The 26,834-nt window shown below is 67.9% G+C and carries 26 protein-coding genes; 18 read left to right on the top strand and 8 right to left on the bottom strand.

Features of this window, described 5'->3' with window-relative positions:
- Positions 1–110: 110 nt before the first annotated feature.
- Positions 111–3,806: a CARDB domain-containing protein gene (locus HDA45_RS01870; RefSeq protein WP_184891576.1), complete on the top strand. Its 3,696-nt coding sequence runs from the start codon at positions 111–113 to the stop codon at positions 3,804–3,806.
- 47 nt (positions 3,807–3,853) lie between these two features.
- Here HDA45_RS01870 and HDA45_RS01865 read toward each other — a convergent pair whose 3' ends face one another.
- Entirely contained in the window at positions 3,854–4,408 is a 555-nt protein-coding gene (locus tag HDA45_RS01865) for a TetR/AcrR family transcriptional regulator (RefSeq protein WP_184891575.1), read from the bottom strand.
- Positions 4,409–4,505: 97 nt separating this feature from the next.
- Between HDA45_RS01865 and HDA45_RS01860 the strand changes: the two genes are divergently transcribed.
- Together HDA45_RS01860 and HDA45_RS01855 are read left to right on the top strand one after the other, a co-directional pair.
- The gene (locus HDA45_RS01860; RefSeq protein WP_184891574.1) at positions 4,506–5,423 is read left to right on the top strand and encodes an NmrA family NAD(P)-binding protein; all 918 of its coding nucleotides are present in this window, start codon (positions 4,506–4,508) and stop codon (positions 5,421–5,423) included.
- A gap of 68 nt (positions 5,424–5,491) precedes the next feature.
- Entirely contained in the window at positions 5,492–6,427 is a 936-nt protein-coding gene (locus HDA45_RS01855; protein WP_184891573.1) for an alpha/beta hydrolase family protein, read from the top strand.
- 22 nt (positions 6,428–6,449) lie between these two features.
- Here the strand turns inward: HDA45_RS01855 and HDA45_RS01850 are convergent, their stop codons facing one another.
- Both HDA45_RS01850 and HDA45_RS01845 read right to left on the bottom strand, forming a co-directional pair.
- Complete coding sequence (locus HDA45_RS01850) at positions 6,450–6,845, bottom strand: ATP-binding protein (protein ID WP_184891572.1); 396 nt, start codon at positions 6,843–6,845, stop codon at positions 6,450–6,452.
- 82 nt (positions 6,846–6,927) lie between these two features.
- Positions 6,928–7,347 carry a RidA family protein gene (locus tag HDA45_RS01845; RefSeq protein WP_184891571.1) on the bottom strand — a complete coding sequence of 140 codons (420 nt, stop codon included), beginning with the start codon at positions 7,345–7,347 and terminating at the stop codon, positions 6,928–6,930.
- Positions 7,348–7,440: 93 nt separating this feature from the next.
- Here HDA45_RS01845 and HDA45_RS01840 point away from each other — a divergent pair, with 93 nt between their 5' ends.
- The 4 genes from HDA45_RS01840 to HDA45_RS01825 all read left to right on the top strand — a co-directional run bounded on the left by HDA45_RS01840 (position 7,441) and on the right by HDA45_RS01825 (position 10,673).
- Positions 7,441–7,917 carry a MarR family winged helix-turn-helix transcriptional regulator gene (locus HDA45_RS01840; protein WP_184891570.1) on the top strand — a complete coding sequence of 159 codons (477 nt, stop codon included), beginning with the start codon at positions 7,441–7,443 and terminating at the stop codon, positions 7,915–7,917.
- Between the two features lie 66 nt (positions 7,918–7,983).
- On the top strand, positions 7,984–8,688 hold the full coding sequence (locus tag HDA45_RS01835; RefSeq protein ID WP_184891569.1) for a DUF2750 domain-containing protein: 705 nt from the start codon (positions 7,984–7,986) through the stop codon (positions 8,686–8,688).
- A gap of 116 nt (positions 8,689–8,804) precedes the next feature.
- The gene (locus tag HDA45_RS01830) at positions 8,805–9,878 is read left to right on the top strand and encodes an oxidoreductase (protein ID WP_184891568.1); all 1,074 of its coding nucleotides are present in this window, start codon (positions 8,805–8,807) and stop codon (positions 9,876–9,878) included.
- Between the two features lie 30 nt (positions 9,879–9,908).
- Positions 9,909–10,673: an SDR family oxidoreductase gene (locus HDA45_RS01825; protein WP_184891567.1), complete on the top strand. Its 765-nt coding sequence runs from the start codon at positions 9,909–9,911 to the stop codon at positions 10,671–10,673.
- Between the two features lie 65 nt (positions 10,674–10,738).
- On the opposite strand, the gene HDA45_RS01820 is transcribed toward HDA45_RS01825, so the two are convergent.
- Together HDA45_RS01820 and HDA45_RS01815 are read right to left on the bottom strand one after the other, a co-directional pair.
- Positions 10,739–11,140, bottom strand: coding sequence for a RidA family protein (locus HDA45_RS01820; RefSeq protein ID WP_184891566.1), 402 nt, complete (start codon positions 11,138–11,140; stop codon positions 10,739–10,741).
- A gap of 94 nt (positions 11,141–11,234) precedes the next feature.
- On the bottom strand, positions 11,235–11,741 hold the full coding sequence (locus HDA45_RS01815) for an NADPH-dependent FMN reductase (protein ID WP_184891565.1): 507 nt from the start codon (positions 11,739–11,741) through the stop codon (positions 11,235–11,237).
- An 88-nt stretch (positions 11,742–11,829) separates the two neighbouring features.
- Between HDA45_RS01815 and HDA45_RS01810 the strand changes: the two genes are divergently transcribed.
- The 7 genes from HDA45_RS01810 to HDA45_RS01780 all read left to right on the top strand — a co-directional run bounded on the left by HDA45_RS01810 (position 11,830) and on the right by HDA45_RS01780 (position 19,294).
- The gene (locus HDA45_RS01810) at positions 11,830–14,715 is read left to right on the top strand and encodes an AfsR/SARP family transcriptional regulator (RefSeq protein ID WP_184891564.1); all 2,886 of its coding nucleotides are present in this window, start codon (positions 11,830–11,832) and stop codon (positions 14,713–14,715) included.
- Positions 14,716–14,760: 45 nt separating this feature from the next.
- The gene (locus HDA45_RS01805; protein ID WP_184891563.1) at positions 14,761–15,663 is read left to right on the top strand and encodes a zinc-binding dehydrogenase; all 903 of its coding nucleotides are present in this window, start codon (positions 14,761–14,763) and stop codon (positions 15,661–15,663) included.
- Between the two features lie 63 nt (positions 15,664–15,726).
- The gene (locus HDA45_RS01800; protein ID WP_184891562.1) at positions 15,727–16,596 is read left to right on the top strand and encodes an alpha/beta fold hydrolase; all 870 of its coding nucleotides are present in this window, start codon (positions 15,727–15,729) and stop codon (positions 16,594–16,596) included.
- Positions 16,597–16,612: 16 nt separating this feature from the next.
- Positions 16,613–17,455, top strand: coding sequence for a DMT family transporter (locus tag HDA45_RS01795; RefSeq protein ID WP_184891561.1), 843 nt, complete (start codon positions 16,613–16,615; stop codon positions 17,453–17,455).
- Between the two features lie 108 nt (positions 17,456–17,563).
- Positions 17,564–17,839 (top strand): Atu4866 domain-containing protein, encoded by a 276-nt coding sequence (locus tag HDA45_RS01790; protein ID WP_184891560.1) that lies wholly within the window; start codon positions 17,564–17,566, stop codon positions 17,837–17,839.
- Positions 17,836–18,609 (top strand): SDR family NAD(P)-dependent oxidoreductase, encoded by a 774-nt coding sequence (locus tag HDA45_RS01785; protein WP_184891559.1) that lies wholly within the window; start codon positions 17,836–17,838, stop codon positions 18,607–18,609. The genes HDA45_RS01790 and HDA45_RS01785 overlap by 4 nt, the downstream gene beginning before the upstream one ends.
- Before the next feature lie 118 nt (positions 18,610–18,727).
- Entirely contained in the window at positions 18,728–19,294 is a 567-nt protein-coding gene (locus HDA45_RS01780; RefSeq protein WP_184891558.1) for a hypothetical protein, read from the top strand.
- 826 nt (positions 19,295–20,120) lie between these two features.
- Here the strand turns inward: HDA45_RS01780 and HDA45_RS01775 are convergent.
- The gene (locus tag HDA45_RS01775) at positions 20,121–23,057 is read right to left on the bottom strand and encodes an nSTAND1 domain-containing NTPase (RefSeq protein ID WP_184891557.1); all 2,937 of its coding nucleotides are present in this window, start codon (positions 23,055–23,057) and stop codon (positions 20,121–20,123) included.
- A 178-nt stretch (positions 23,058–23,235) separates the two neighbouring features.
- Here HDA45_RS01775 and HDA45_RS01770 point away from each other — a divergent pair, with 178 nt between their 5' ends.
- The 3 genes from HDA45_RS01770 (at position 23,236) to HDA45_RS01760 (ending at position 24,580) form a co-directional block, all read left to right on the top strand.
- Positions 23,236–23,622 carry a peptidase inhibitor family I36 protein gene (locus tag HDA45_RS01770; protein WP_184891556.1) on the top strand — a complete coding sequence of 129 codons (387 nt, stop codon included), beginning with the start codon at positions 23,236–23,238 and terminating at the stop codon, positions 23,620–23,622.
- Between the two features lie 17 nt (positions 23,623–23,639).
- Entirely contained in the window at positions 23,640–24,008 is a 369-nt protein-coding gene (locus tag HDA45_RS43160) for a peptidase inhibitor family I36 protein (RefSeq protein ID WP_184891555.1), read from the top strand.
- Between the two features lie 158 nt (positions 24,009–24,166).
- Positions 24,167–24,580: a hypothetical protein gene (locus HDA45_RS01760; protein WP_184891554.1), complete on the top strand. Its 414-nt coding sequence runs from the start codon at positions 24,167–24,169 to the stop codon at positions 24,578–24,580.
- 519 nt (positions 24,581–25,099) lie between these two features.
- Here the strand turns inward: HDA45_RS01760 and HDA45_RS43155 are convergent.
- On the bottom strand, positions 25,100–25,516 hold the full coding sequence (locus HDA45_RS43155; RefSeq protein WP_184891553.1) for an FG-GAP repeat domain-containing protein: 417 nt from the start codon (positions 25,514–25,516) through the stop codon (positions 25,100–25,102).
- 51 nt (positions 25,517–25,567) lie between these two features.
- On the bottom strand, positions 25,568–25,849 hold the full coding sequence (locus HDA45_RS01750; RefSeq protein ID WP_184891552.1) for an FG-GAP repeat domain-containing protein: 282 nt from the start codon (positions 25,847–25,849) through the stop codon (positions 25,568–25,570).
- A 652-nt stretch (positions 25,850–26,501) separates the two neighbouring features.
- On the opposite strand from HDA45_RS01750, the gene HDA45_RS01745 reads away from it, so the two are divergent.
- A complete protein-coding gene (locus tag HDA45_RS01745; RefSeq protein ID WP_184891551.1) occupies positions 26,502–26,834 on the top strand; it encodes a CU044_2847 family protein in 333 nt (110 codons plus the stop codon).

Below are 26,834 nucleotides of genomic sequence, written 5' to 3'. Positions count from 1 at the left end.
CAGTCGCAAAATTTCTGAAACATGTCAACTTCTTGCATTTTGTCTCCGGGTTGTTGCATGCTCGTAACGCTCTGGCTCCCTCCCCGCTGTCTCAAAGAAGAGAAGACGCCATGACACGTATGCGCCTGTCCCGGCTCATCGCCGGTTTCCTGGTCACGGGGCTTTCCGTCGCGGGACTCTCCCTCGCGTCCGCCGCGAGCGGTCCACCCCCGGACCCCGCCGCCCCACCCGGACCGGCCGCGCTCGCCGAGGTGCCGTTGGCTCGTACGGTGTCGGCGAGCAGCGCGTTGCCCGGCTATCCCGTCTCGAACGCCGTCGACGGAAACCAGGACAGCTACTGGGAATCCGCGAACAACGCGTTCCCGCAGTGGATACAGGCCGACCTGGGGGCGGCCAAAACCCTCTCGCGGATCGTGCTGAAACTGCCGTCGGGCTGGGAAGCCCGCACTCAGACGCTGACCGTGCGCGGAAGCGCGGACGGCGCGGCGTTCACCGACCTCGCCGCTCCCGCCGGCTACGCGTTCACCCCCGGCGCCAACACGGTCACGATCCCGCTGACCACGTCGGCCCGCTACGTGCGGTTGCAGGTCACCGCGAACACGCGCTGGCCCGCCGCGCAGCTTTCGGAGTTCGAGCTGTACGGACCGGACACCGGCGACACGCAGGCACCGAGCGCGCCCGCGAACCTCGCGCTGACCGAGCCCGCCTCCGGCCAGATCCGGCTGACGTGGTCGGCCTCGGCCGACAATGTCGGTGTCACCGGCTACACCGTCTACCGGGACGGCACGCCGGTCACCACGATCACCGGCACCACGTTCACCGAGGCCCGGCCGACAGGAACACGGGTCGAGTACTTCGTGCGGGCCAAGGACGCGGCGGGCAACGAATCCGGCGACAGCAACCACGTCGTGCGCTCCGGGACGAGCGCGGGTGCGAACCTGGCGGCGGGCAAACCGATCGAGGCCACTTCGGCGGTCCACTCGTTCGTCGCCGCCAACGCCAACGACAACAACACCGCCACCTACTGGGAATCCGCCGCGGGGTATCCGAACTCCCTGACGGTGAAGCTCGGGACCGACGCGGACGTCGACTCGGTCGTGGTCAAGCTCGACCCGGCCGCGATCTGGGGCGCGCGGACGCAGAACTTCGAGATCCTCGGCCGCGAGCAGGGCGCCGCCGCGTTCACCTCGCTGTCGGCGCGGGCGGATCACCGCTTCGACCCGGCGACCGGCCAGAACTCGGTGGTCATCCCGGTCAGCGGACGTGCGTCGGACCTCCGTCTGCAGTTCTTCGCCAACTCCGGCGCCCCCGGTGGACAGGTCGCGGAGTTCCAGGTGTTCGGCACCCCGGCGCCGAACCCGGATCTAGTCGTCACCGGCACGACGTGGACGCCGTCGAATCCGACGGAGACCAGTCAGCTCGCGGTTTCGGCGACGGTGAAGAACGCCGGCACCGCGAACGCGGCCGCGACGACCCTGAACGTCAGCCTCGGCGGCACCGTCGTCGGCGAGGCGGCGGTCGGGGCACTCGCCGCCGGCGCGTCCACCACCGTGACCGTGAACGCGGGAACACGGCCGCAGGGTACTTACAGCGTGGCTGCCGTCGTCGATCCCGCCGGGACGGTGGCCGAGCAGAACGAAACCAACAACAACTACACCTCGCCGACGCCGCTGGTGATCGCGCAGTCGCCGGGGCCCGATCTCGAGATCACCGGCATCACGTCGAACCCGCCCAACCCGGTGGCCGGTTCGGCGGTGTCGTTCACGGTCGCGGTGCACAACCGCGGCACGAGCGACGCGGGTGCTTCGGTGACCAGGCTGGTCGTCGGGGGTACCACGCTGACCGGTGCCACCGGCGCGATCGCGGCGGGCGCCACCGCGAACGTCGCGATCTCGGGAACGTGGACCGCGGCCGACGGTGGCGCGACCCTCACCGCGACCGCCGACTCGACGAACACCGTCGCGGAGACCAACGAGTCCAACAACGGACTCTCGCGGGCGATCGTGGTCGGCCGTGGTGCGGCGGTGCCGTACGTCGAGTACGAAGCGGAAACCGCGCAGTACCAAGGACAGCTGCTGGAGGCCGACCCGCTGCGGACGTTCGGGCACACGAACTTCGCGACCGAATCCTCCGGCCGCAAATCCGTGCGGCTGGCGAACCAGGGCCAGTACGTCGAGTTCACGTCGGCGAACCAGGCGAACTCGATCGTCGTGCGCAACTCCATCCCCGACGCGCCGGCCGGTGGCGGACAGGACGCGACGATCAGCCTGTACGTCAACGGCACGTTCGCGCAGAAGCTGACGCTGTCGTCGAAGCACAGCTGGCTCTACGGCAGCACCGACGATCCCGAAGGCCTGACGAACACCCCGCAGGCCAACGCTCGGCGGCTGTTCGACGAGTCGCACGCGCTGCTGGCCCAGTCGTACCCGCCGGGCACGAAGTTCAAGCTGCAGCGTGACAGCGGGGACAACGCCGCGTTCTACATCGTCGACCTCATCGACCTGGAGCAGGTCGCCCCGGCGTCGCAGAAGCCGGCGAACTGCACGTCGATCACGGAGTACGGCGCGGTGCCGAACGACGGGAACGACGACTCGGCGGCGATCCAGCGCGCGGTCACCGACGACCAGAACGGCGTGATCGGCTGTGTCTGGATCCCGGCGGGGCAGTGGCGGCAGGAGAAGAAGATCCTGACCGACGACCCGAACGTGCCCAACGGCGGCGGCCAGTACAACCAGATCGGCATCTCCAACGTGACGATCCGCGGTGCCGGCATGTGGCATTCGCAGCTGTACTCGCAGATCGAGCCGCAGAACGCGGGCGGCATCAACCACCCGCACGAAGGCAACTTCGGTTTCGACATCGACAAGAACACCCAGATCTCCGACATCGCCATCTTCGGTTCCGGCCGGATCCGCGGCGGGGACGGCGGAGCGGAAGGCGGCGTCGGCCTCAACGGCCGGTTCGGCACCGGCACGAAGATCTCGAACGTGTGGATCGAGCACGCGAACGTCGGGGTGTGGGTCGGCCGGGATTACAGCAACCTCCCGGCGCTCTGGGGTCCGGCCGACGGCCTGGAGTTCAGCGGCATGCGCATCCGGAACACCTACGCCGACGGCATCAACTTCACCAACGGAACCCGGAACTCGAAGGTGTTCGATTCATCGTTCCGCACCACCGGTGACGACTCGCTGGCGGTGTGGGCGAACCAGTACGTGAAGGACACTTCACAGGACATCGCGCACGACAACGTGTTCGCCAACAACACGATCCAGCTTCCGTGGCGCGCCAACGGGATCGCGATCTACGGCGGCTACGGCAACAAGGTCGAGAACAACATCGTCCACGACACGATGAACTACCCGGGCATCATGCTGGCGACGGATCACGATCCGCTGCCGTTCTCGGGGCAGACGCTCATCGCGAACAACGTCCTGTACCGCTGCGGCGGGGTGTTCTGGGGCGAGCAGCAGGAGTTCGGGGCGATCACGTTCTTCGCACAGGGCAAGGACATCCCAGGAGTGGTCCTGCGGGACACCGAGATCCACGATTCGACCTACGACGGTGTCCAGTTCAAGACCGGCGGCGGCGTCGTGACCGCGGCCATCACGAATGTCAAGATCGACAAGTCGAACAACGGGGCCGGCATCCTCGCGATGAGCGGCGCCCGCGGCAGCGCGACGCTGACGAACGTGACGATCACGAACTCGTCGACGGGCGATGTCGTCCGTGAGCCGGGTTCGCAGTTCGTGCTCAACGGCGGACCGGTGCCGGCGGTGGTCTCGTCGGGCCGTCGCGGTACGAAATAGCACCGAAAGCGGGATAGGGCCGGGGTGGGCGACCACCCCGGCCCTGTTCAGTTCCGAGGACTCAAGCCCGCCACGGTCAGCCGGAACAGCCGATCCGCTCGGGCGGCCGGGTCGGGATGGTGCTCAGTGGCCAGGACGATGCCGACGATGACGGCGATCAGATCCCCGACGGTGACCTCCGGCGCCACCGCGCCGTCCCGCGCGGCCTGCCGCAGGAGGGGCTCTCCCGCTTTTTCCAGTGCCGCCGAGCAGGAGTTCTCGTACACGGCGCCGTCATAGGCGAGGGCGGCCGCCAGTCCTCGAGCGGAGACGCAGTAGGCGACGACGTCGTCGAGCCAGTCCATGAGCGCGGCCCGGCTGTCGTCTTTGCCGGTCAGTTCGGCGGCGCGGACGCGGAGTGCCTCGATCCGATGCGCGGACACCGCCTCCAGCAGGGCGCGGCGAGTGGGGAAGTGGCGGCGGACGGTCGCCGAGCCGACGTTGGCGGTGCGGGCGATCTGTTCCAGGGAGGCGCCCGCGCCGTGTGCGGCGACCTCCTTCTCGGCGACCGCGAGGATGCGCGCGTAATTGCGCCGCGCGTCGGCGCGCTGCCCGTCGGACATGCCTTCACCTCGATGGTTGCGAAAGTGGCGGGGCCCGCCATATCGTAGCTGACGTTAAACGGCGGGCCCCGCCACTTACGCCCACGAAGGAGCGACCATGTCCTCAGAGCCCGTTTTGGTCACCGGTGCCACCGGCAGGCAAGGCGGTGCGACCGCCCGCGCCCTGCTCGCGGCAGGCGTGCCGGTCCGCGCGCTGGTGCGAGATCCGGCGAGGGCCGGTGCCGTCGAAGCGCTCGGCGCCGAACTCGTCGTCGGGGACCTTCGCGACCTCGATTCCGTGGTCCGGGCCGCCAAGGGCGCTCGCGCCGTGTTCTCCGTGCAGATGCCCGGCGTGAGCGCGGAAGGGTTCGACTTCGCCGGGGAAGTGACCCAAGGTGTCAACCTCGTCGAGGCCGCGAAGGCCGCCGGAGTGCCGCAGTTCGTACACGCCTCCGTTTCCGGCGCGGGACAGCACGTCGAGGCTCCCGGCTGGGCCGAGGGGCGCTGGTCTTCGATGGAGTCCACGTTGGGCGCCAAGGCGGCCATCCAGGACAGGGTCCGGACGGCGGGCTTTCCGCGGTGGACGTTGCTCAAGCCGGGCTTCTTCATGGAGAACTTCCTGCCCGCCATGAAGTTCCTGTTCCCGAGAGGCGTCGAGGGCGGTCTGGTGAGCGTCCTCAGGCCGGATACCCGACTCTCGCTGGCGGCAGTGGACGACATCGGCGGCGCGGCCGCGGCGGCCATCGCCGAGCCGGAGCGCTTCGACGGCGTCGAACTGGAGTTGGCTAGCGATTTCTTGTCGATGCGGGAGATCGCCGAGATCCTTTCCGGTGCTTTGGGTACGAAGCTGCCCGCGCCGGACATGACGGTGGAGCAGGCGTCCGCCGCCGGAATGCCGCCGATGGGTGCCTCGCACGAGTGGCTGAACGTCGTCGGCCAGCCCGGGCGCCCGGAATACGCGAGGGAGCTGGGTCTTCCGATCACCGGGTTCGACGAGTGGGCGCGAAAGTACCTGCGTCCCGGCGAGGGGCGTTGACAAAGCGGAACAGTGCTCCGTATGTTTGTGGAACACTGTTCCGCTTAGTTTTCCGGTAAGGACAAGTCATGAGCCTTTCGACCGCCGCACCCGTCCTGTCGGTCAGCCCGGTGGTGCTGTCCACGCCGGACCGCGCCGTGGATCTGCAGATCCGGGTCTCCGCGCCGATGACAGGGGAGGAGCTGCCGATCATCCTGCTGTCGCACGGCCAGGGGCACTCGAACCATCTGTCCTCGCTGAACGGCTACGCGCCGCTCGTCACTTTCTGGGCGGCGCACGGGTTCGTCGTCCTCCAGCCCACCCACCTCAGTTCGAGGACGCTGAACCTGGCGTCCGATCACCCCGAGGCGCCGCTGTACTACCGTTCCCGCGCCGAGGACATGATCCGGATCCTCGACCGGCTCGACGAGATCGAGGCCGCCGTGCCACGCCTTCGCGGACGCCTGGACCGGGGAAAGATCGCCGTGGCCGGGCACTCGATGGGCGGGCACACCGCGAGTCTGCTGCTGGGCGCGCGGTACACCGAGCCCCGCGACGGAACGGAGGTGAATCTGGCCGAACCCCGGATCTCCGCCGGGATTCTGCTTGCCGCACCCGGACGCGGCGGCGACGCCGTCACCGAGTTCGTGGCGGAGAACTACTCCTTCTTCCTGAGTACGGATTTCTCCGCGATGGCGACCCCCGCGCTCGTGGTCGCGGGCGACAAGGACACGTCCACCCACTTGACGGTGCGCGGTCCGGAATGGCACACCGATCCTTACTTCCTTTCGCCGGGGCGCAAGACCTTGCTCACCCTGTTCGACGCGGAACACGGGCTCGGTGGGATCTCCGGCTACGACGTGGCCGAGACCACCGACGAGAACCCGGCGCGGGTGGCCGCGGTGCAAAGGCTCACCTGGGCCTACCTTCGCAGCGAGCTCTACCCCGGCGATTCCGCCTGGCAGCGGGCTTCCGCCGAGTTGACCGGCGGCCCCGACCCTCTGGGGCGAGTCGAGGCCAAGTAGGTCTCAGTGCATCGGCGCCGTGTCAGAGCACCGGGATCTCCGCCCACACCGTTTTGTATCCGGCGCCGGTGTCCACGCCCCATTGGGTGCTGATCGCCTCGACCAGTGCCAGCCCTCGCCCGTGGGCGCTGGCCGGATCCTGTTTTGCCACTCGGCGGGGCCGCAGCTGAGGGCGGTGGTCGTCGACCTCGACGCGGACCACGTCCCGGCCGGTGGGGACGGACACCCTCAGCTCGGTGACGCCGTCCGCGTGTTCGTGTGCGTTGGTGACCAGTTCCGTGGTCAGCAGTTCGGTGTCCGCCACGGTGATGCGTCCGACGCCGCGCAGCTGATCTCGCAGCCAGGCCCGGACCTGTCCCAGCGGTGGGGCTACGTCACTGGGGAATTCATAAGCTTCTCGTGTTCCTGTCGTACCCACGCGTGTCTCCTTAGCGGGTTTCCCAGCTGGGCCAAGAGCATGGGCGCAGTAGGGGAGTACCCAAGGAGAACCGCGTTCACACTCAGGCTGGTTCGGCGATCGCGGTGACCCGGATCTCCACCCGCATGTTCGGAGCGCCAAGGGCCGCGACGCCGATCTCGGTCCAGATCGGCAGCCGATCGCCCATCCACTTGCGGAACTGCTCGACCATGACGCGATTGTGGGTCTCGCCGATGAAACCTGGGGTTTCCGGGACGTGGTACGAGTTCACGGCGATGACGTCGCGCCAGGTGGCGCCCGCGGTGGCGAGGGTCCGTTCGACGTTTTCGAAGGCCCGGACGATTTCGTCTTCCAACGACTCGGGGAAGTTCAAGTCGTCGTCCCAGCCACCCTGTCCCGAGATCTCGACGCGATCGCCGACGCGCACCGCCTGGTTGTAGCGCATGACGATCCGTTGCCGGTCGCCGTATCCGGGGGTGGCGAAGAACTCTGGCTCGGTCATTCGTGGATCCTTTCATTAACTTCACGCTTGAAGTCAACGTAGCACAGAATGACTTCACGTGTGAACTCGTCCGGTTCTGGGTAGGGTTTCGCCATGGCCACCCCCGACCCGGACGAAGCGTTGTGGCTGAACCCTGCCGAAAAGGAGGCCTGGACCGGGCTCGTCTCGCTGGTCCTCCTGCTGCCGGGCAAGCTGGAGTCGCCACTGCAGCACGAGGCCGGGCTGACGCTGTTCGAATATCTGACGCTCAGTCATATTTCAGAGGCCCCGGAGCGACGGCTGCGGATGAGCGAATTGGCCTACCTCGCCAACGGTTCGCTCTCGCGTCTGTCCAATGTGGTCAAACGCTTCGAGCAGCGGGGGTGGGTGGAACGCTCACCCGATCCCGCGGACGGCCGGTACACCCTCGCCGCGCTCACCGACGACGGTTACGACGTGGTGGTGGCCGCGGCGCCCACGCACGTCCGCTCCGTGCGGGACCTCGTGCTCGACCCGTTGACCGCCGAGGATCAGCAGGCGCTGGCCCGCATCGCCGCCAAACTGCGGACGCGGCCGGTGGATCTCGCGTAGTCGGGCACCCCGAAGGCAGCGCCCAGGCTCTTACCAGGACACCGCGTACGACGAGGAGCAAGCCCGATGAGCACGATCCCCTCGTTGTCGGAAGACGGGGCCCAGAGCCTGTGGACCGGAGATCGGCCCGGACGCGACGAGTACTTCTTCACCACCGTCGCCGCCACCGGGACCGTGTGGGCGTGGGACTTCGAGACCGGCCTGCTGGAGATCGACGACCAGGACAACGCCCTGGTCCCGTTGTGGCCGCACCCACGGCTGGCCGTGATGGCCGCCGAGGCCATGGGGTTCGAGGACGCCGGTCCGGCGGTCCCGGTCGACGTCGACGTGCTGCTGGACGAGGAGTTCGAGCGCTTCCATCGGGAGGGGCACGAGATCGCCGTCCTGCCCACCGACGGCCAGTTCACCACCATCCTGTCGCTGGAGCGGTTCCGGGTGAAGGTCTTCGAGGCGCGGCTGCAGACCGCCGGACTGACCGACCACGCCGCCCGCGCCCGGCGGGAGGAATTCCACGCGGACCGGATCCGGCGCGCGGACCGGCGGCTCGGTCTGGCGCCGGACGACCGCCACGCCCTCGTGGAGCACCTGCGGGCACGCCTGGCGAGCGCGGCGTGCGACCACCGGATCGCCTTCCCCGCCACCAGGGACTGGATCGAAGCCCAAGGATTCTCCTGGGAACTGCTCTCCCGATCCGCGGTGAAGGTGCTGGCCGCCTGCGACTGCGAGACCCTCGACTACTTCCTGACCACACGGCGTACTTCATCGGCGTAAGCCTCGGGCTGTTCACCACCGTGCCCGTCCGCACGCGGCTCAACCCCCAGTCGATCGTGCGTGGTCCCCCGCAAAGTGGGTCTGTCAACACATTCCCCGTCGACGAAGGACCACAAGTGACCGGTTATTTCGAAGCGTTGACCGCAGGCAAGCTGGATCTGCCCAACCGGCTGGTGATGGCACCGATGACCCGCAGTCGCGCGCACGACGGCCTCGTGACCGAACTGACCGCCGAGTACTACGCGCAGCGCGCCGCGGCGGGATTGATCATCAGCGAGGCCACTCAGATCAGCGAGATCGGGCAGGGCTACATCCAGACCCCCGGTCTTCATTCGGCCGAGCAGGTCGAGGCCTGGCGCGTGGTGACCGACGCGGTCCACGCCGGTGGCGGCCGCATCGTCGCTCAGCTCGTGCACTGCGGCCGGATCGGCCACCCCAGCCTGTACCCCGACGCGGGGTTGCCGCTGGGCCCGTCACCAATCGCCTCCGGGGAGCAGCTGTTCACCCCGGACGGCATGCTGGACCATCCGACGCCTCGGGAGATGACGCCGGACGACATCGGCCGGACCGTCGCCGACTTCGCCGCCGCCGCGCGCAATGCGATCGAGGCCGGGTTCGACGGCGTCGAACTGCATGCCGCCAACGGGTTCCTGCTCCACCAGTTCCTGGCCGACGGCACCAACAAGCGGTCCGACGGGTACGGCGGCTCCATCGCGGGCCGTACCCGCCTCACGCTCGAGGTCGCCCGGGCCGTCAGTGACGCGATCGGCCCGGATCGCGTCGGGATCAGGCTCTCCCCGGGCGTCACCTACAACGGGATGGCCGAGAGCGACACCGCCGAGCTGTACACCGCGCTCGTCGCGGCCCTGGCACCGCTCTCGCTCGCGTACTTGCACGTCGCCGAGTTCCTCACCCGCGACATCACCAGGCTGATCCGCGCCCAGTGGCCCGGGGCCCTGATCCTCAACCCCCATCCCACCGCCGACTCCTTCCCCGGTACCGCCGAGATCGGCGCCGAGGCGCTCCGGGACGGCGTCGCCGACGCGATCTCGCTCGCCGAGCTGTGGCTGGCCAACCCGGATCTCCCTGCCCGGATCCAGACGGGCGGTCCCTACGCGGAGGCGGACAAGGCCACCTTCTACGGCGGCGACCACCGCGGCTACACCGACTATCCGACGCTGAACGACTGAGCAGCCCACCCAAAGATTAGGAACACCATCATGGATCTGGAACTCGCCGGAAAGACCGCCGTCGTCACCGCCGCGAGCGGCGGCATCGGAGGAGCTGTCGTCCGCACCCTCGTCGCCGAGGGCGTGACGGTCCTTGGCGCCGACCGCACGGTCACCCCGCAGTTGAAGGAAACCGGCGCTCTCACCGTCGAGGCGGACCTGCTCACCTCCGAGGGGGTGGCGGAGCTGCGGCGGGTCGCCGAGAACGAGCTCGGCGGCGCCGACCTGCTCGTCAACGGGGTCGGCGGCCTCGCCGGCCTCGACCTGGGCGCGCTGCCCGATCTCGACGACGTGACCTGGCAGCGCGCGTTCGAGCTCAACTTCTTCAGCAACGTGCGCATCACCCGCGCTCTGCTGCCCCTGCTGCGTGAGGCGGTCGTCAACGTCTCCACCAGCGTCGCCCATTGGCCGGCGTCGGGCCCGCACTGGTACGGCGCGTCCAAGGCGGCCGTGACCGCGCTCAGCAAGGGACTGGCCGACGAGCTCGGCCCGCGCGGCATCCGCGTCAACACGGTCTCGCCCGCGCTCATCCGCACCCCGTTGTGGGACGAGTACGGTCCTCGCGTCAGCCAGGCCCGGGGCGCCGACTTCACCCAGCTCATGACGGACCTGCCGGATCAGATCAACGTCACGCTGGGCCGCTGGGGGACACCCCAGGAGGTCGCCAACCTGATCGTCTTCCTCGGGTCCCCGGCGGCCAGTTACATCACCGGCAGCGACTACGTCATCGACGGCGGTTTGCTCAAAACGGTGTGACCAGCGGCCGCATAGCCGATGTCCCGGCGACCTTTCCGGGTCGCCGGGACATCGGGAGGGGCGGGTCACTCGGTCGGCTGGACGGCGATCGCGTCGATCTCGAAGAGCATGTCGGGCAGAGCCAAGGCGGCCACCCCGGTGAGGGTCTGGGTCGGCGGGACGTCTCCCCAGATCTCCCCGATGAGCCGGGCCACCACAGCGAGCTTGTCGGCGTCGTGGTCGACGATGTAGGTGCGGATCTGGATCACCTGCTGGTAGTCGAGTCCAACGGCGGCCAAGGCCGTGCGCAGGTTGATCAGGGACTGGCGGACCTGGTCGGTGAAGTCGGGAGAGGTCACATGCCCCTCGCCGTCCGAGGCGTACTGTCCCGCGACGAACACCAGGCCGCCGCTGGTGCGGGCGAGGTGGCTGTAGCCGTAGCCGACCGGGTTGTGCAGGGTCTCGGGATTGATGATCGTGTGCGACATGACTGTGCTTCCCGTCAGTAGTGGGTGTGGATCGTCGCCGGTGTTCCGGCGGCGATGGTCAGGGTGGTGAGCGGGGCGAGGACACCTCGGGCACTCAACGGTGTGCGTGGTGATGGTCTTTGAGGTCGTCGAGCAGCCGTTCGGCCGCCGCGTCGTCGGGAGCGTTGCGGAAGCGGAAGGTGACGGGGTCGCCGACGCATGCGGCGGCGAGGGAGGTGAAGACGGGCCGGAGGTGGTCGACGGCGCGCAGGCCGCCGGACTCGGCCCCGTAGGCGACGAAGGCCACGGGTTTGGCCCTCCACTCCTCGCGGTACCAGTCGATGGCGTTCTTCAGCGAGGCGGGGAAGCTGTGGTTGTCTTCCGAGGTCACGATGACGAAGCCGTCGGCGGTGGCGAGCCACGGCCGCAGGTCCTCGACGGCGGGTGGGCCACCGGTGGCCGGGGGTTCGGCGGGGAGGACCGTGGGCAGCCACGCCTGTGCGAGGTCGATGACGTCCACATCGAGGTCGGGGCGGCGGTACGCCCTGGCGGCGAGCCAGTCGGCGGCGGCAAGGCCGAAGCGACCCTCCTGGATGCTCCCGATAATGATCGCGATGCGCATCTCGTCCCTTCCCGCTTCGTCGGCTGCCTCCACTGTGCGCGGGGCCGCGCATGATCGGCTGGGGGTCGGCTGCGGATAGCCTCGTGTGATGCGATTCGGTGTACTGGGCCCGCTTTCGGTGTGGGCGGCGGACGGCACGCTCGTTCGGGTGCCGGAGCTGAAGGTGAGGGCGCTGCTCGCCGCGCTCCTGCTGCACGAGGGGCGTCCGGTGTCGACCGACCGGTTGCTGGACTCCTTGTGGGGCGAGGACCAGCCGGGGAATCCCGCCAACACCCTGCAGACCAAGGTCTCCCAGCTCCGGCGTGCCTTGGGCGACCGCGCGCTGGTCGCCTACGGGCCGACTGGGTACTCCCTTGCCAGCACCGCGGTGGACGCCGTGGAGTTCGGCACGCTGTTCTCGGCGGCGCTGGCCAGCCGGGACCTGCGGACCAGGGCGGATCTGCTGACCGACGCGCTGGCGTTGTGGCGCGGCCCCGCATACGCCGACTTCCGTGACACGTTCGCCTACGGCTCGGCTGTCCGGCTCGACGAGCAGCGGCTGACGGCGCTGGAGGAGCAGGCGGAAGTGCGGCTGGCGCTCGGCGAGCACCAACGGCTGGCCGACGAGCTGAGCGAACTCGTGGCCCGGCATCCGCTCCGGGAACGGCTGCGTGCCGCGCACCTTCGAGCGCTGTACCGCGCGGGACGGCAGAGCGAAGCGCTGGCCGGATACACGGACCTGCGCGAACGACTCGCCGATGAGCTGGGACTGGACCCCGGCCCCGACCTGATGGCGCTGCACCGGGCGATCCTGAACCAGGATCTGGGCCTTCCCCCTGTCGCCGTCCCCTTCACCTCGTCCCTGCCCGCGCAGGTCACGTCGCTCATCGGGCGGGAGGGCGAGGTCGCGAGGCTCCATGAGCTGCTGGAGGAGGAACGGCTGGTCACCCTGACCGGTCCCGGTGGGGTCGGCAAGACAAGGCTGGCCCTGGCGGCGGCTTCGGAGGCCGTGTTCCCCGACGGCGTGTGGCTGGTCGAGCTGGCGGGCTCTGACGGCCGCGTCGCCGAGCTGGTGGCGGCCGTGCTCGGTGTCCGGGACGAGACCTCCGCGCCGCCGCAGGTGCCCGTTCCCGAGGTCGCGGACCGGCTGGCCGACGCGCTTCGGACCCGGCGGCTGCTGCTGGTGCTGGACAACTGCGAGCACCTGATCGAGGAGGCCGCTGCCGTGGCGGCGACGCTGCTGCGGGCAGCCCCCGGCGTTCGGGTTCTCGCCACCAGCCGGGAGCCGTTGGCCTTGCCGGCTGAGACCGTCTTCGTGGTGCCGCCGCTCGACCGGGCCGCCGCGTTCGACCTGTTCGCCGAACGGGCGGGCGTGCCGCTGGACGCCGGGGACGTGCACTGGGCGGAGGCCGTCTGCGCGAGGCTGGACGGACTTCCGCTCGCGTTGGAACTGGCCGCCGTCCGGGTGCGGGCGCTCGGTGTGCGCGGAGTCGCCGAACGCCTGGACGACCGGTTCCGGCTGCTGGGCGGCTCGAGCCGGGGCAGACCTGCCCGGCAGCAGACCCTCCGGGCGGTGATCGACTGGAGCTGGGAGCAGCTCACCGAGGAGCAGCGTGCCGGGATGCTGGCGCTGGCCGTGCATCCCGGCGGGTGCACGCTGGAGGCCGCCGAGGCCGTCGGCGTCGATCTCGACCTGCTGGACCAGCTCGTGAACCGGTCGATGGTGACCGGCGCTCCCCGGTACCGGCTCCTGGAGAGCGTCACGGCCTACTGCCTGGAACGGCTCGACGCCGACGCCTCCGTCTTCGAGCTCCGCGACCGCTACTACACCGGCCTGGCGGAGCGGGCCGCCCCGCACCTGTACAGCGGCGGGCAGCGGCAGTGGCTCGCGCGGCTCGACGAGGAGGACCTGAACCTGCGCGCCGTGCTCGACCGGGCGGCACCGTCCCGGCTGGTCCAGGCGCTGACCTGGTACTGGTACCTGCGCGGAAGGCACCAGGAGGGGTACCGGCGCACGAAAGGAACGGCGTGGGGCGCGGGTTTCGCGCTGCTGTCGGGTGCGGGCCGGGTCGAGGGGCCTGTGTTCGCCGACGCGCGTTCGCGGTGGTTCCTGGCCCATGCCCATCTGCACTTCGGGGACGTCGAGGCCGCCTCCGGGCTGTTGGACGAGGCGCTGGCCGAGTTCAGGGCGCGGGGTGATCGGTGGGGTGAGGCTGCCGCGCTGGCGAGCCGTACCAAGCTGGCGATGTTCCGGGGCGACTTCGCGCTGGCCGCGACCAGCGGGGAGCAGAGCATCGATCTGTTCGGTGAGCTCGGCGACCGCTGGGGGCATCTCCAGGCGTCCGACATGCTCGGCTACCTCGCCGAGGTCACTGGTGACCATGCACGTGCCAGGCGGCTGCACAGTGAGGGACTGCGGATCGCGGAGGACCTCGGGTTGCGGACGGACGTCTCCTACCGGCTGTCCAGTCTGGGCCGGGTCGCGCTGCTGACCGGGGATCTGAAACGGTCCACCGATCTGCATGAGCAGGGCATGCGGGTGGCTGCCGAGCAGGCGAACCGGTTCGCCGAGGAGTTCGCGCGAGTCGGGCTGGCGCTGGTGGCGCGCAGATCGGGCGAACTCGACCGCGCCGAGACGCTGCTGCGGGAGTCGTTGAACTGGAACCGGCGGTTGGAGACCGAGTTCGGGGTGCCGTTCTACGGGGTGACCCTGATCCTGGCGGAGCTCGGCTTCGTCGCGGCGGCGCGGGGCGAGACGGCCGTGGCGCGTCGTCTGCACACACGTGGCCTGAACGCGGCTCGTGAGGTCGGTGATCCGCGTTCGGTGGCACTGGCGTTGGAGGGCCTGGCCGAGGTCGAGGCGCTTGAGGGCTCTCCCGTCGAGGCGGCCCGGCTGCTCGGGGAGGCAGAGGATCTTCGCGCGTCGGTCGGCGCGCCGCTCCCGCCCGCCGAACGCGGCGACGTGGATCGGATCCGCTCGTTGATCAGGCCGTGAGGGACCGTCAGCGAATCGTGCGTGGCCCTCGGCAGGGTGGGGCCCATGAGAGCACTCGTCTTCGCCCCGGAGCTGACCTTCGCCGACGTTCCCGACCCGGTCCCCGCTCCCGGCCAGGTCCTGGTCGAGGTGGCGGCTGTCTCCCTCAACTTCGGTGAGGTGGCCTACCGGTCGCCGGTTCCTCGCCCCCGGAATGTTCCGGGCTGGGACGCCGCCGGGGTGGTGGTGCGGGCGGCGGCCGACGGCTCCGGCCCGGCCGTGGGCACCCGGGTGGTGACGTTCGACTGGTCGGGAGCCTGGGCTGAGCAGCGCGCCGTCAGTACCGCCGACCTGGCCGTCGTCCCCGCGGACGTCGATCTGGCTCTGACCGCGGCGTTGCCCGTGGCCGGCGTCACCGCGTTCCAGGCCCTCCGGCGGCTCGGTCCCGTCGACGGCCGCAGAGTATTGGTGACCGGCGCCTCGGGCGGCGTCGGCAGGTTCGCCGTCCAGCTCGCCGCCAAGGCCGGGGCTCACGTGGTCGCGTCGGTAGGCGGGCCGCAGCGTGCGGCCGGGCTGCGCGAGCTGGGCGCGGCCGAGATCGTCGTCGGCCCCGAGGAATTGACGGAGCGCGTGTACGGCGTGCTCGACAACGTGGGCGGAAGCCAGCTCGCCGAGGCGTTCTACCGGCTGGAAGACGACGGCGTGGTCCAGGCGATCGGCAAGGCGTCCAAGGAACCCACCACGATCGACTTCGAGGAGGCTCGCGTCCGGTCCCTGCGTGGCCGGATCGAGAACTTCAGCATCACGGCCCCGTTCGGCGAGGATCTGGCACACCTGGTCGGGCTGCTGGCCACCGGCGAACTCGACGCCCAGGTGGGCTGGCGAGGCCCCTGGGACCGAGCGGCCGAAGCCGCCGGAGCACTGCTGTCCCGCGAGGTCCGGGGCAAGGCCGTCCTGACCCTGGCGTGACAGGGCGGGTGACGGACCCCGACGAGGGGCCGCATTCATGACCATCGACGAGAGGCTGTCTTCATGACCACGGACGAGCGGTTCTTCCCGATCAACGGGGTACACCTGGCGACTCGGCTCGCGGGGGACCCCGCCGATCCGGCGATCCTGTTGATCCACGGCGGAGGCCACTCCCTGCTGAACTGGGACGAGGAGTTCGTGCGGCGACTCGTCGACGGCGGCCGATACGTCGTCCGCTACGACGGCAGGGACGCCGGCCGCTCGACGGTCTCTCCGGCCGGTTCCCCGTCCCACACGTTGCGCGACCTGGCCGCCGACGCCGCCGCGTTGGTGCCGGCGCTCGGCTTGGACAAAGCCCACCTGGTCGGCATGTCACAGGGGGCCGCGGTCGCCCAGCTCGTGGCGCTCGACTGTCCTCAGCGGGTCGCCTCAGTGACGTTGGCCTCCTCGACGCCCGGCGGGCCAGGGCACTTCCACGATGATCTGCCTCGGATGTCGGAAGAGCTCGAGCAGGTGTTCTCGGCCGAGGCGGCCGAACCTGATTGGTCGGACCGCGATGCCGTTCTCGACTATCTGGTCGAGGCCGAACGTCCCTTCGCCGCCGCCTCGCGTCCCTTCGACGTGGCAGCCATGCGGGAGCTCTCCGGACGTGTCCTCGAACGCTCGGCCGACATCGCCGCACAGCTGACCAACCCGTTCCTGCTGGATCCCGGGGAGCCATGGCGGCACCGGCTCGGTCAGATCAGCGCCCCGACACTGGTCCTGCACGGCACCGAGGACCCGTTGTTGCCGGTCGAGCACGGCCACGCCCTGGCCGCCGAGATCCCCGGCGCGCTCTTCCTCGCGATGCCCCGGACCGGACACGAGGTCTTCCCTCGCGACCAGTGGGACACCGTCGTCCCGGCGATCCTCGACCACACCGCCCGCCACTGAACGACCAAAGGACCCCATGCTCGCCGTCTTGCTCGCTTTGGGCGCCAGCCTCGGCTGGGGCACGTCCGACTTCCTGGGTGGACTCAAAAGCCGTTCGCTCCCCTTGACATCGGTACTGCTGATCTCGCAGACCACCGCGCTGGCCCTGCTCGTGGCCCTTGTCGCCGCGAAGGGCACGCCTCTCCCCGAACTCTCCTCACTGGGCCAGGCGGCCATGGCCGGGTTGGCCGAGACGGCGGCCGTCGCCGCTCTCTACCGGGGGCTGGCGGTCGGCCGGATGGGCATCGTCGCCCCGGTCGCGGCGACGGCACCCGTCGTGCCGCTGGTGGCCGGGCTGGTGACCGGACAAGTCCCCGCTCCGCTCCAGTTCGCCGGGCTCGCCCTCGCGCTCGTAGGCCTCGTCATCACCTCGAAGGCCCCGGACGACGGCGGCACGAGCCCCCGGGCCCTGCCGAGCATCCTCTACGGGCTGCTGGCGTCATTGGGCTTCGGGACCTTCTTCCTCGCCATGCACAACGCCAGCGGCGAGGACGTCGGATGGGCCCTGCTGGTCGCCCGGCTCACGGCGGTCACCGCCATCGCGACCGTCATCGCCGCCCAGCGTCGACGCGTGACGTTCACGGGGGCCGACCTGCCCGCGACCGCCGCCATCGGCGTTCTCATCATCACGGCCGACTTCCTGTATGCCACCGCCTCCAACCTCGGCATGGCGAGTATCGCCGCCGTCCTGGGTTCGCTGCACACCATCGTCACCATCGCCCTTGCCCGGATCGTGCTGAAGGAACGGCTCGGGCGGCTGCAACAGTTCGGCATCGCCCTCTCCCTCGTCGGAGTCGTGGCCATCTCCACCGCGACGTGATCGGTCCGGTGTCGTTGGGCATGGCTGTCCGTCCGGTTGGGAGGATGCCGCGCACCCAGCCATCACACGTCCTGCCATCGCTTGTGTCCGTCGCCGACGCTGGTCGGTATGACAAGCGATATCGACGTGGCAGGCATGTGGGTCACCGCGGACGGGCATATCCGGCAGGAGCTGCGCACCGATGGCCGTTACGACGAAGCGCGCGGCGGACGGCGCAGCGCCTACACCGGTCGCTACACGGTGACCGGGAACCACCTCGACTACGTGGACGACACCGGGTTCACCGCGACGGGCGACATCCGCGACGGTGTGCTCTATCACGAGCATCTCGTCCTCTATCGCGAGTCCTCCGCCGCTGACGACCGAGGGCAGGCACGGCGATGAGCGTGCCATCCGCCATCCGTGAGCCGGAAGGCCGTGAACTGGAGGGTAAGGTCGCGCTGGTCACCGGGGCGGCCCGCGGGGTCGGCGCGGCCACGGTCGCCTGGCTGCACGCCCGCGGCGCGCGAGTGCTGGCCACGGACCTTCGGCCCGAGGTGGATGATCTCGCCGCCCGTTTCGACCGGGTGTCCACTTTGGTGGGTGATGTGTCACGGGAGGACGTCGCGGTGCGGTCGGTGGCCGCGGCGATCGACCGGTTCGGCGGCGTGGACATCCTGGTCGGCAACGCCGGCCGATCGGTGAACAAGCCGATCACCGAGACCACCGCGGCCGACTGGGACGAACTGATGTCGGTCAACGCTCGCGGAACTTTTCTGCACGCCCGGGAGGCGTTCCGGGTGATGCGCGAACGCGGTGGGGGTGTGATCGTCACCGTCGGCTCGTTCGCCTGCACGGTCGGTCTGGCCGATGCGGCGGCCTACAGCGCGTCGAAAGGGGCGTTGGCGCAGCTGACCAAGGTGCTCGCGCTGGAGGGCGGCCCACATGGCATCCGCGCCAACGTCGTCGCCCCCGGAGTGATCGAGACCGACATGCTCGACAATTTCCGCGCGGACAGCCGGGAGTATCTGCGCTCCTTCGGCGACGCCCACCCCTTGGGCCGTGTCGCGCAGCCCGAGGAGATCGCCGAGGTGATCGGTTTCCTGGCCTCACCCCGGTCCGGGTTCATCACCGGCGCGGTCGTCGCCGCCGACGGCGGCTACACCGCCGCGTGACACCCCGCGACCACAACGAAGAGCGCGTCATGCCTGGACGGCTCGCCGATTGCCGGCCGATCGCGTCGCGAGATCGATTACCGGGTCGACGTCCATGACACACCACTATGCTCATCGGATGGAATTCACCGTCGACCAGCTTGGCGGCTACGGCGACCGAGACCTTGACGCCGACCTGGCCCGCTGGTTCCCGGACCGGCCGACGATCCGGATCAATGAGCCGATCCGGCCGATCGAGCCGTTCCTCGCCCGGCTACCGCAGGACGCCGCCGCGGCGCTCGCAGCGTTCGACCGCAGAGTCAGGTCAGGGACACTGCCGTGGGTCGTCGACGTGACCGACGACTCCTACGGGTTCGACTTCGCCGGCAACGACTGCCAGATCCTCGACTCCGACTACGAGACAACCCTCTCCGACGACGACGTGTGGTCCATCGCCTCCGACGGCGGCGGAAACCTCTACGTCATGCTGACCAACGGCCGCGTCGCCGTCTGGTTCCACGAGGAGGAGGTCATCGAGGCGAACACCCAGTTCGACAACCTCGATGTCTTCCTCTACTCGATCGTGCGCTACGAAGCCGTTCGGGCACACGCACTGGATCGCGCCGCCGTCGAGGCCGACTTTCAAGCCCTCGCCCAGCCCGGCGCACTGGAACCAGAAGTGGGTCTCCTCGCATACCTGCGCTAGCGCTCAACGCCCTGGTTCACCCCGCAGGCCGTGCACCAACGGCGCACTGCCGCACCACCGAGGCCTGGTAGACAACGCCACCGCGGTAGCGGACCAGGCCAGCGTTCCCGAGTGCAGCACATGCGTCGCGCCGATACGTCCGTTTCACACGGTGGACTCAAGTCTCGACGTGCTGGGTGCGCGAATCGTGTGTAGACCGGACCGCGGTCGAACATCCTTACGTATTCGGGACGTCTCGTCGACGTCCTGGCTTCAGTCCGTCGGCGCGGACGCAGGCGTCGTCGTCGCGCGCGTTGCGCTCGGCGGGCGCTTGGGCGCGGTCGGCCCGATGTTTGGCCTCGCGGTCGAGTCGGCCCCCGCTGTTCCGCTCGTGCAGTACGGGTCTCGGCCTGTTCGGCGGCGGGCGTTGGCGACCAAGGCGACCGCGGACCGGTCGAGCAGGTCCGGGGCTGGTCGGACCTGCGTGACCGTCTGGGTGCCGACCTCACGTAGTTCAGTGCGGAGGACGTTGGGGGCGGATCCCATCGGTGTGCTGTCCGGCGGCGGCGCCCACGAGGGCCGCACGGCATTGGGAGTCGGCTGTCTTGCACCATCCGGGTCGACCTCATTTTCTCATCGCGACGCGCCCGGTTCCACCCCAACCCGGCGTGTACGGCGCAATCATGCCGCTCCCGTCATCACGAACGTCCTGACATGCCGCGATGAGGACCTTTGGGCAAGCGGCTGAACCAGTCGACGCTGCCCGGTCGCCGCAGCTGCCGGACTCACCTCGCACTCGATCAGACGCCGAAAGTGCGATGATCGACCAAATGGGCGTGTGGCTGTCTCATTCGCAGGGAGGCTTGACGCTGATCCCTGGAAAGTACTTGTCCCATTGGGCGGCGGTAATAGGTGCGCGGGGACGAGCGCAGACGGCCGCCGCCGCACGTTCTGGATCGAGGTTCCACCGCCATGCCGTCGAGACCGCTCCGAGACTGGTGCCGATCAAGGCTTTGTCGTGAGGGTGGAATGCCAGAGATTGCAGGACGCCGATGCGACCGGGGAGGTTGATGGTATGCAGCACCGAACCTAGCTCGCGGAGACTTCGGATGGTCAAGCGACCTTCGTCGTCCGCTATCGCGACCAAGTCGAGCTTCGGCGCAATCGCGCCAGAGCCGAGCCGTCCATCGAGGGGGACCGTGGTGAGGATTTCACGTGGCTCGCGAAGGTTCTCCATATCCCATAACGTCAGGCCGCGCGGTTCTCTTGTCAGCGCAATTTTTTCATTGACGATGACCGAGCTGCCCGAATTGTCGGTCCTTACGGGGCCGAGTTGACCCGATTTTGTGATTCTTCCAGTCTTGCCGATCTCCCAAATCTGCATTGACTTGGCGGGTATTGCAGTCGTGGAAATACCCGGATCAATCCCGCAATGCAGCAAGACGGCGCCGGTTCCGAGGAAAGCGGCCCTCATGACAAAACTCTTCCCGATATCTGGCCGCTCTTCGCACGATATAGGGCCCAGCTGGAGAGGTTGTCGGGGATCCTTTAAATCCCATAGCTTAGCTGTATCAGCGCGACGTGGCGAAGCGGGATCTGATGGGATGTCCAGTGTAACTAGAAGTCGACCATCAGGACTTAGCGTACCAAGGCGAGCCGGTTCCGGAATCACGCTGGTTTCTTCCGGTCTTTGGGGTTGTTCGACGTTCCAAATCCTGACTTTGGGGGCTTTGTCCGGGTGATTGTCGCTGGTTGCCGCAATGCCGCTACCGGCGCTTGCGCCCCACCCGCCGACGAGGTCCACGTGCCTCCTCCACTGTTGGTTCGAGAACTGCCAGATCTGCGTCACGTTCTCCCTGCTGGAGGTATACAGAACAGCTCGCCCGTCGTCCGCCGCGTGCGCGCTATTCGGATCGTCGATGACTGGAGTCAGGACCACCCTGTCAGCCGCGGCGGCGATGAAGCCGTCGAGAGTCGCCGCTGACGGAGCCAGCCGGTAGGCGACCAGGCTGAGTTGTGCCGCGAGGTCGGGGTCGATTCTGGACAATTCGCTGATGTCGGTGAGCACTTTCAGCGCGATCGCCTTGTTGCGTTCGCTGTCGGCTTGTTCCTGGGAGTGGGTCGCGTACACGGTGACAGAGACTGCGAGCAGCAGCAGCACACTGAGCAGCGCGAGGAGTTGGCGCTGACGGCGGATCATCCGTCGCTTCGTGTCGCGTTCACGTTCGTCTGCGGTAATGCTCACCTTGAGAAATGCATGCTCTTTCGCGCTGGGCCGGCCTGTGCGGTCGGCCCAGTCACGGATGACGGCGAGCCGGTTCCCGCGGAGCAGCACACTGGGGTCCTGGTCATGCCGTCTCCACGCCGCGGCGGCGTCGGTGAGTTCGCGGTGAACGCGCTGTCCCTCACGGTCCTCGGCCAGCCAGGTGCCCAGTCGTGGCCAAGCCTTGATCAGTGCTTCGTGGGCGAGTTCGAGGCTGTCCTCGCCGCGGGTGAGTAGGCGTGCCTGGGTGAACTGGTCCACGATCCGAGCCAGGACAGGATCGTCGTCGAGTTCAGCGGTACTGATTCTGCGTTTGGTGTCCTCGGTTCCTTTACCAGGGGCGGTCAGTCGCTGGAACAGATCACGAGCGAGGTCTCGCTGACGGTCGTCGAACCTGGTGAAGACGGCCTCAGCGGTCTTCACCAAGGCTCCCTCGAACCCTCCACTGGCTTGAAAGCCAGCATGGGTCAGGGTGGCGCCTCTGCGGCGTCGCCACGTCTCGAGCAGGGCGTGAGACAGCAAAGGCAGCACGCCGGGCCGGTCATGCGTGTACGCGATCAGGCTGGTCAGCAGTGCGTTCTCGACTGTGCACTGAGCCTGGATCGCCGGCTGGGAGATCGCCCGCCGCAGTTCGTCCGAGGACATGGGACCGACCGTGACTTGCGCGTCCTGAAGGGCTTCTGCGAGTTCCGGGTTCAGGGCGCAATGCGGATAGAAGTCGGCGCGCACACCCAACACAACGCGGCAGCGGCTGCCTTCCGCGGTCGCCGCGGTGAGCAGCATCGTGATGAACCGGGACCGTTCGCGCTCGTCCTGACACACCGTGAAGAGCTCCTCGAACTGGTCGAGGACGATCACGATGTAAGCGCCGGACGGGCCATCTGCGAGCTCCCGGCGCACCAGCCTGTGCAAACCGCGTGGCTCACTCGCCAGTTCGTCGTGCACAGCACCGGGCCTGTCGCCGGTCGCTGCCGCGAGCTGGAGCGCGCATTCCTCCAACGGATGAGCGCCCGGGGTGAAGACCAGGGCTCGGGCTGTCAGCCGTGGGACGAAGCCGGCGCGGAGCAGGGAAGACTTCCCGGAGCCTGACGGGCCGAACACAGCGACGAACCGCTGGGCCGCGACCCGGCGGAGCAGGTCCTCGGTAAGGCGCTCGCGCCTGAAGAAACGGTCAGCGTCATCGCCGCCATAGGGACGTAGCCCCACGTACGGCGCGTGCTCGTCGTCATCGATGGCGCGTTCGGTCATCAGCGCCGTCGACTTCGCGGCGACTGAATGCCACCGCCGTTCCCACTGTTCGACATCGCCACCGCACGCCCGGACATACGCCAGCGTGACGTCGAGGCTCGGCAACCGTCGCCCGCCGGCCGCGTCCGACAAGGTCGTCGACGAGTAATGGGCACGCCGACCCAGCTCCCGATACGACGGACCGCCTGCGCCCTCCCGCAGCTTCCGCAGGTCAGAGGCAAATTCCACCAGCGGAGAGCCGTCGCGCTCCAGTGGTCGCTCAGCACGCGGCATGAAGTACCAACCCCTCCCCAAGGCCGGTGACCGATTGTCCGGGCGTTGATGTCCGGCGTCCAGCGCTCGACACCGGACAACCCGTCCGCACTACACCGGAGGCAGTGCCGCGCTCACTCGAAGTCACGGCACCTGCCGGAACAGCCCGGCGACAACGCACGACGAAAGGTGAAAACTCATGCGCCTCTTCAAGGCACTGCCCGCAGCACTCGGGCTCATCGCTCTGGCGACGGTCGCCCCGGCGACCGCGGCGCAAGCCGCCCCGGCGTCGCAAGAAGGTGGTGTGTCGATCACCGCCTACTCGGACTGCCCGTCCGGCTGGTTCTGCGCGTGGGAGCACGCCAACGCTCAGGGCCGAATGGTTCGCTTCCAGACCGGCTCCGCCAATCTCCAGGGACAGAACTTCAACGACCAGATCTCCTCCGTCTACAACCGCACCAACAGGATCTGGTGCACCTACACCGACGCCAACTACGGCGGCACCCTGTGGCGTGTTTCCGTCGACTGGCGAGGAAACGTGCCCGCCCACATGAACGACCGCATCAGTTCGCTGCGCGGCTGCTGAGCAGGGGAGTCGATGCCATGCGTTCAGCCAGCATTCTGAGCACCGCCGTCGCCGCCACGGCTCTGGTAGCCATCCAGCCAGCCGTAACAGCCCACGCGGGCACCGTGTCAGCGGGCTCGTATGCCGCTTGCTCGGCTGGCTGGTTCTGCGCCTGGGACGGACCAGACGGAACGGGTAGGGAAATTCGGACCCAGGTCAGCATCCCCGACCTCAACACCGTCGGCATGGACAACCAGATCTCCTCGCTCTGGAACCGAACCGGCGTCGGATGGTGCGCCTACCTCGAGCCGCACTACCGCGGTCCCGCCTTACGGATCGGCGACTGGATGGGATCGCTGCCACCGTCCGCCGACAATGCGATCAGCTCACTCCGCAGAGGCTGCTAAGCGGACGCGCACCGGCGCTGCCGGCTTCAAGTGCACACGCACTCGAAGTCGGCAGCGCCGCCGGGATGTCCTGCTCTGCCGACGAGCTTGGTGGCCAGTGCGCCGAGTATCCGGTACTGAAGGGGTGGGTCGTCTGGTTTCGGAGGGTGGTGGGTTTCGTGGGAAGTGTCGTATCGGGCCTTGCGGGGGCGCTCATCGGACTGGTGGGCGTCTTGCTCGGCGCAGGGGTCACGAGCCGTTACCAAGACCGGCGCTGGTTGCGGGAACAGAAGTTGAAGGGCGCAGCGGAATTCATTGCGGCTGGCATGCATCTTTACGAATCCCAGCTCAGCCGCAGCGACCAGCACCGTGTCACCACGGCGGAACGCGTGGCCTGGCAGGACAGGTTGCAGACGGGGAGGTCGCAGGTTCATCTGCTGTGTCGGAGCGAAACACGCGAAGCCGCCGACAAGTTCGCGGGTCTGGTGTGGCGGTACGAGGGAACGAAGAAGGTGTCGGAGGAGGCTGACGTCGTTGAAGCCCTTCGAGGTTTCACTGACACCATTCGGCGCGAAATCCGCTCAGGCCGGTGAGTTCTCGAGGAACAGTCACTTCTGTCGTTGGTACGATTCGTGATGTTCCAGAGCTCGCTTTAAGGCGATCCGCTTGATCGTCACTACGATGTCCACACCGAGGATGGCTCGGGTGACGGCGGGCCGCCTCGTGGACGTCAACCTGGACCCTCCGTTCCCGAATGCCATGCCGTTCCGCACAGACTGGCTGCTGCTTCCACGATTTCTTTCGCCGCACCGGATCGGCCGACGAAACCCGACGGCCTCGGCTGGCGGCACGCCGACGTGCTCAGGCGGATGAAACCCGGCTGGCGGGTGGTAGAGCTCAGTGAACGGCAATTCCGTCGCATATTCGATGTCGCTGCGATCACAGGATGACCTACTCCTGGACTTCATGGTCGCTGACGACTGAGAACTTCAACCACTCATGCCGCTGAGCGGACGTGTACGCGTGAAGGGCGTCTCGGACTAAGAGCTTGAGGGCTGACTTGTGAAATTGACTCTGCCGCACGCCAGATAAAAGTGGCCGCAGCGATCGTGCTAAGGGGCTACTGCGGTCAAACTCGCGTCGAACACGCCTGGTGTGACCCACCAAACTCGATATGGCACAGTGGCAATGTCGCCCTTGCTCGCAGTCCCCGGGAAGATCCACACTCCGGCGCTCTTGTTCCCGTAATCGTAGAGGACTTCCAGGTCGGCTTTACCGTCGGCGTCAAAGTCTCCGACTGCGAGCTTGGATGACGCCACACTCCAAGTGCCGGGGTTCGTGTTCCACACTCGATACGGAGCCGTGGCGTTGTCGCCGCGCGCACTGGTCCCAGGGAACACATACAGTCCCGCGCTGGCATTGCCTTGATCGACCAGCGCCAGGAGGTCTGCTTTGCCATCTCCGGTGAAGTCTCCAGAACCGACAACTGACGAGTTTACACTCCACGTACCAGGGCCGGTAGCCCACACCTGGTAAGGCTGGGACGCGAGATTGCCTACCCGAGGGTCGCCGGGGAACACCTAGAGAGCTGCGCTGGCGTTGCCCCGGTCAACCAGCGACAACACATCACTCTTACCATCTCCGGTGAAGTCCCCGGAAGCCAGCTTCGACGAACCCCAAGTACCTTCCCACGCGGCATACGGAGCGGTGTCGTACTCCCCGGTCGCTGCAGTTCCATGAAGCACCATCAATGCCGCATTGCCTGGCCCATAGTTGCGCAGCATCAGCAGGTCGGCGAAGCCATCTCCAGTGAAGTCACTCCGCGTCGCAGATGCCGCGATCCCGGTCCGCAGTGGTGACATCGGCAGTCCCGGTAGGCAAAACCAGACCTGCGAAAAGCAACAGCGAGGCGACGATGTGCACTGCAATCACACCCATCAGTTGAGGTTTATAGTGAATATCGGATCGGCTCTCTCACTCATTCCATACGATTGGCCAGAATCACCCAGAGGGATCAACCTGTTTTGCAGTGCTCCGAGGCAATGCTGGTAGGAGCAAGTGGCTTAACTGCCGATCTTGGAAGTCCTCGACAACCGACAGGTTGTCCGGCGTGGAGAACGCTGAGGACTCGTAACTCGCGACCGGCATGGGCAGCTCGGACGAGTAACTCTTCGCAGAGTTGATCAGTTGCGCCAAGGTCGGCGGCGGCAGGGCGTCAAGGTTAGGTCGGGGTTACTGGTGTGCTGACAGAAGCTGCTTGAGTGCCCCCGAGGCGCCCGGATCGCCAACCACCTCGGCTACCGCCAGGCTGATTCGCCTACTCATCCGCCGCTGCGGCACTCCAGCCCAGCAGATACGTCCGTTCATGCCGCGAGGCGGTCGATGTAGCGACTGGGCGCGGTCATGCCGACGAGCGGACGTGAGTCGGTCCAAGTGGCCTGCGTTGATTGGCACGGTGCGTAACGGTGTGGGTGGTGGATGCGACTGTGCGGTAGCGGAGAGGGAGGAGTCGTGGTGGCTGGTCAGGTTGTGCCTATGCGTTTTGGTGGGGTTGAGGTGCTTGTGACGACGGTGCCGGTGGCGGGGACGGAGCCGACGTCTCGGCTGGGTGATGCTGGTGCGAAGGCGTTGGATGCGTTCGGGCGGGCGCATGAGGTGATCGTGGGTGCGGCGGCATCCACGGTTGAGGTGCTGGGCAAGTTGGCGGCAGAGTCGACGCGTCCGACCAAGTTAGAGGTCGAGTTCGGGTTGGGGTTTTCGGCCAAGGGAAATGTGATTGTCGCTGGCGGGTCGGTGGATGCGACGTTGAAGGTGAAGCTGACCTACGAGCCTCAGGCTGCGGAGTAA

Source organism: Amycolatopsis umgeniensis (genome assembly GCF_014205155.1).
Lineage (GTDB): Bacteria > Actinomycetota > Actinomycetes > Mycobacteriales > Pseudonocardiaceae > Amycolatopsis > Amycolatopsis umgeniensis.
The sequence above is the reverse complement of the archived record's forward strand: the minus strand, read 5'-3'. Positions and strand labels throughout refer to the sequence as shown.

Excerpts from the sequence above, each read along its gene's own strand:
- HDA45_RS01870 (WP_184891576.1), top strand. The coding sequence starts at position 111 with ATGACACGTATGCGCCTGTCCCGGCTCATCGCCGGTTTCCTGGTCACG.
- HDA45_RS01865 (WP_184891575.1), bottom strand. The coding sequence starts at position 4,408 with ATGTCCGACGGGCAGCGCGCCGACGCGCGGCGCAATTACGCGCGCATC.
- HDA45_RS01860 (WP_184891574.1), top strand. The coding sequence starts at position 4,506 with ATGTCCTCAGAGCCCGTTTTGGTCACCGGTGCCACCGGCAGGCAAGGC.
- HDA45_RS01855 (WP_184891573.1), top strand. The coding sequence starts at position 5,492 with ATGAGCCTTTCGACCGCCGCACCCGTCCTGTCGGTCAGCCCGGTGGTG.
- HDA45_RS01845 (WP_184891571.1), bottom strand. The coding sequence starts at position 7,347 with ATGACCGAGCCAGAGTTCTTCGCCACCCCCGGATACGGCGACCGGCAA.
- HDA45_RS01840 (WP_184891570.1), top strand. The coding sequence starts at position 7,441 with ATGGCCACCCCCGACCCGGACGAAGCGTTGTGGCTGAACCCTGCCGAA.
- HDA45_RS01835 (WP_184891569.1), top strand. The coding sequence starts at position 7,984 with ATGAGCACGATCCCCTCGTTGTCGGAAGACGGGGCCCAGAGCCTGTGG.
- HDA45_RS01825 (WP_184891567.1), top strand. The coding sequence starts at position 9,909 with ATGGATCTGGAACTCGCCGGAAAGACCGCCGTCGTCACCGCCGCGAGC.
- HDA45_RS01820 (WP_184891566.1), bottom strand. The coding sequence starts at position 11,140 with ATGTCGCACACGATCATCAATCCCGAGACCCTGCACAACCCGGTCGGC.
- HDA45_RS01815 (WP_184891565.1), bottom strand. The coding sequence starts at position 11,741 with ATGCGCATCGCGATCATTATCGGGAGCATCCAGGAGGGTCGCTTCGGC.
- HDA45_RS01810 (WP_184891564.1), top strand. The coding sequence starts at position 11,830 with ATGCGATTCGGTGTACTGGGCCCGCTTTCGGTGTGGGCGGCGGACGGC.
- HDA45_RS01805 (WP_184891563.1), top strand. The coding sequence starts at position 14,761 with ATGAGAGCACTCGTCTTCGCCCCGGAGCTGACCTTCGCCGACGTTCCC.
- HDA45_RS01800 (WP_184891562.1), top strand. The coding sequence starts at position 15,727 with ATGACCACGGACGAGCGGTTCTTCCCGATCAACGGGGTACACCTGGCG.
- HDA45_RS01795 (WP_184891561.1), top strand. The coding sequence starts at position 16,613 with ATGCTCGCCGTCTTGCTCGCTTTGGGCGCCAGCCTCGGCTGGGGCACG.
- HDA45_RS01790 (WP_184891560.1), top strand. The coding sequence starts at position 17,564 with ATGACAAGCGATATCGACGTGGCAGGCATGTGGGTCACCGCGGACGGG.
- HDA45_RS01785 (WP_184891559.1), top strand. The coding sequence starts at position 17,836 with ATGAGCGTGCCATCCGCCATCCGTGAGCCGGAAGGCCGTGAACTGGAG.
- HDA45_RS01780 (WP_184891558.1), top strand. The coding sequence starts at position 18,728 with ATGGAATTCACCGTCGACCAGCTTGGCGGCTACGGCGACCGAGACCTT.
- HDA45_RS01775 (WP_184891557.1), bottom strand. The coding sequence starts at position 23,057 with ATGCCGCGTGCTGAGCGACCACTGGAGCGCGACGGCTCTCCGCTGGTG.
- HDA45_RS01770 (WP_184891556.1), top strand. The coding sequence starts at position 23,236 with ATGCGCCTCTTCAAGGCACTGCCCGCAGCACTCGGGCTCATCGCTCTG.
- HDA45_RS43160 (WP_184891555.1), top strand. The coding sequence starts at position 23,640 with ATGCGTTCAGCCAGCATTCTGAGCACCGCCGTCGCCGCCACGGCTCTG.
- HDA45_RS01750 (WP_184891552.1), bottom strand. The coding sequence starts at position 25,849 with ATGTCACCACTGCGGACCGGGATCGCGGCATCTGCGACGCGGAGTGAC.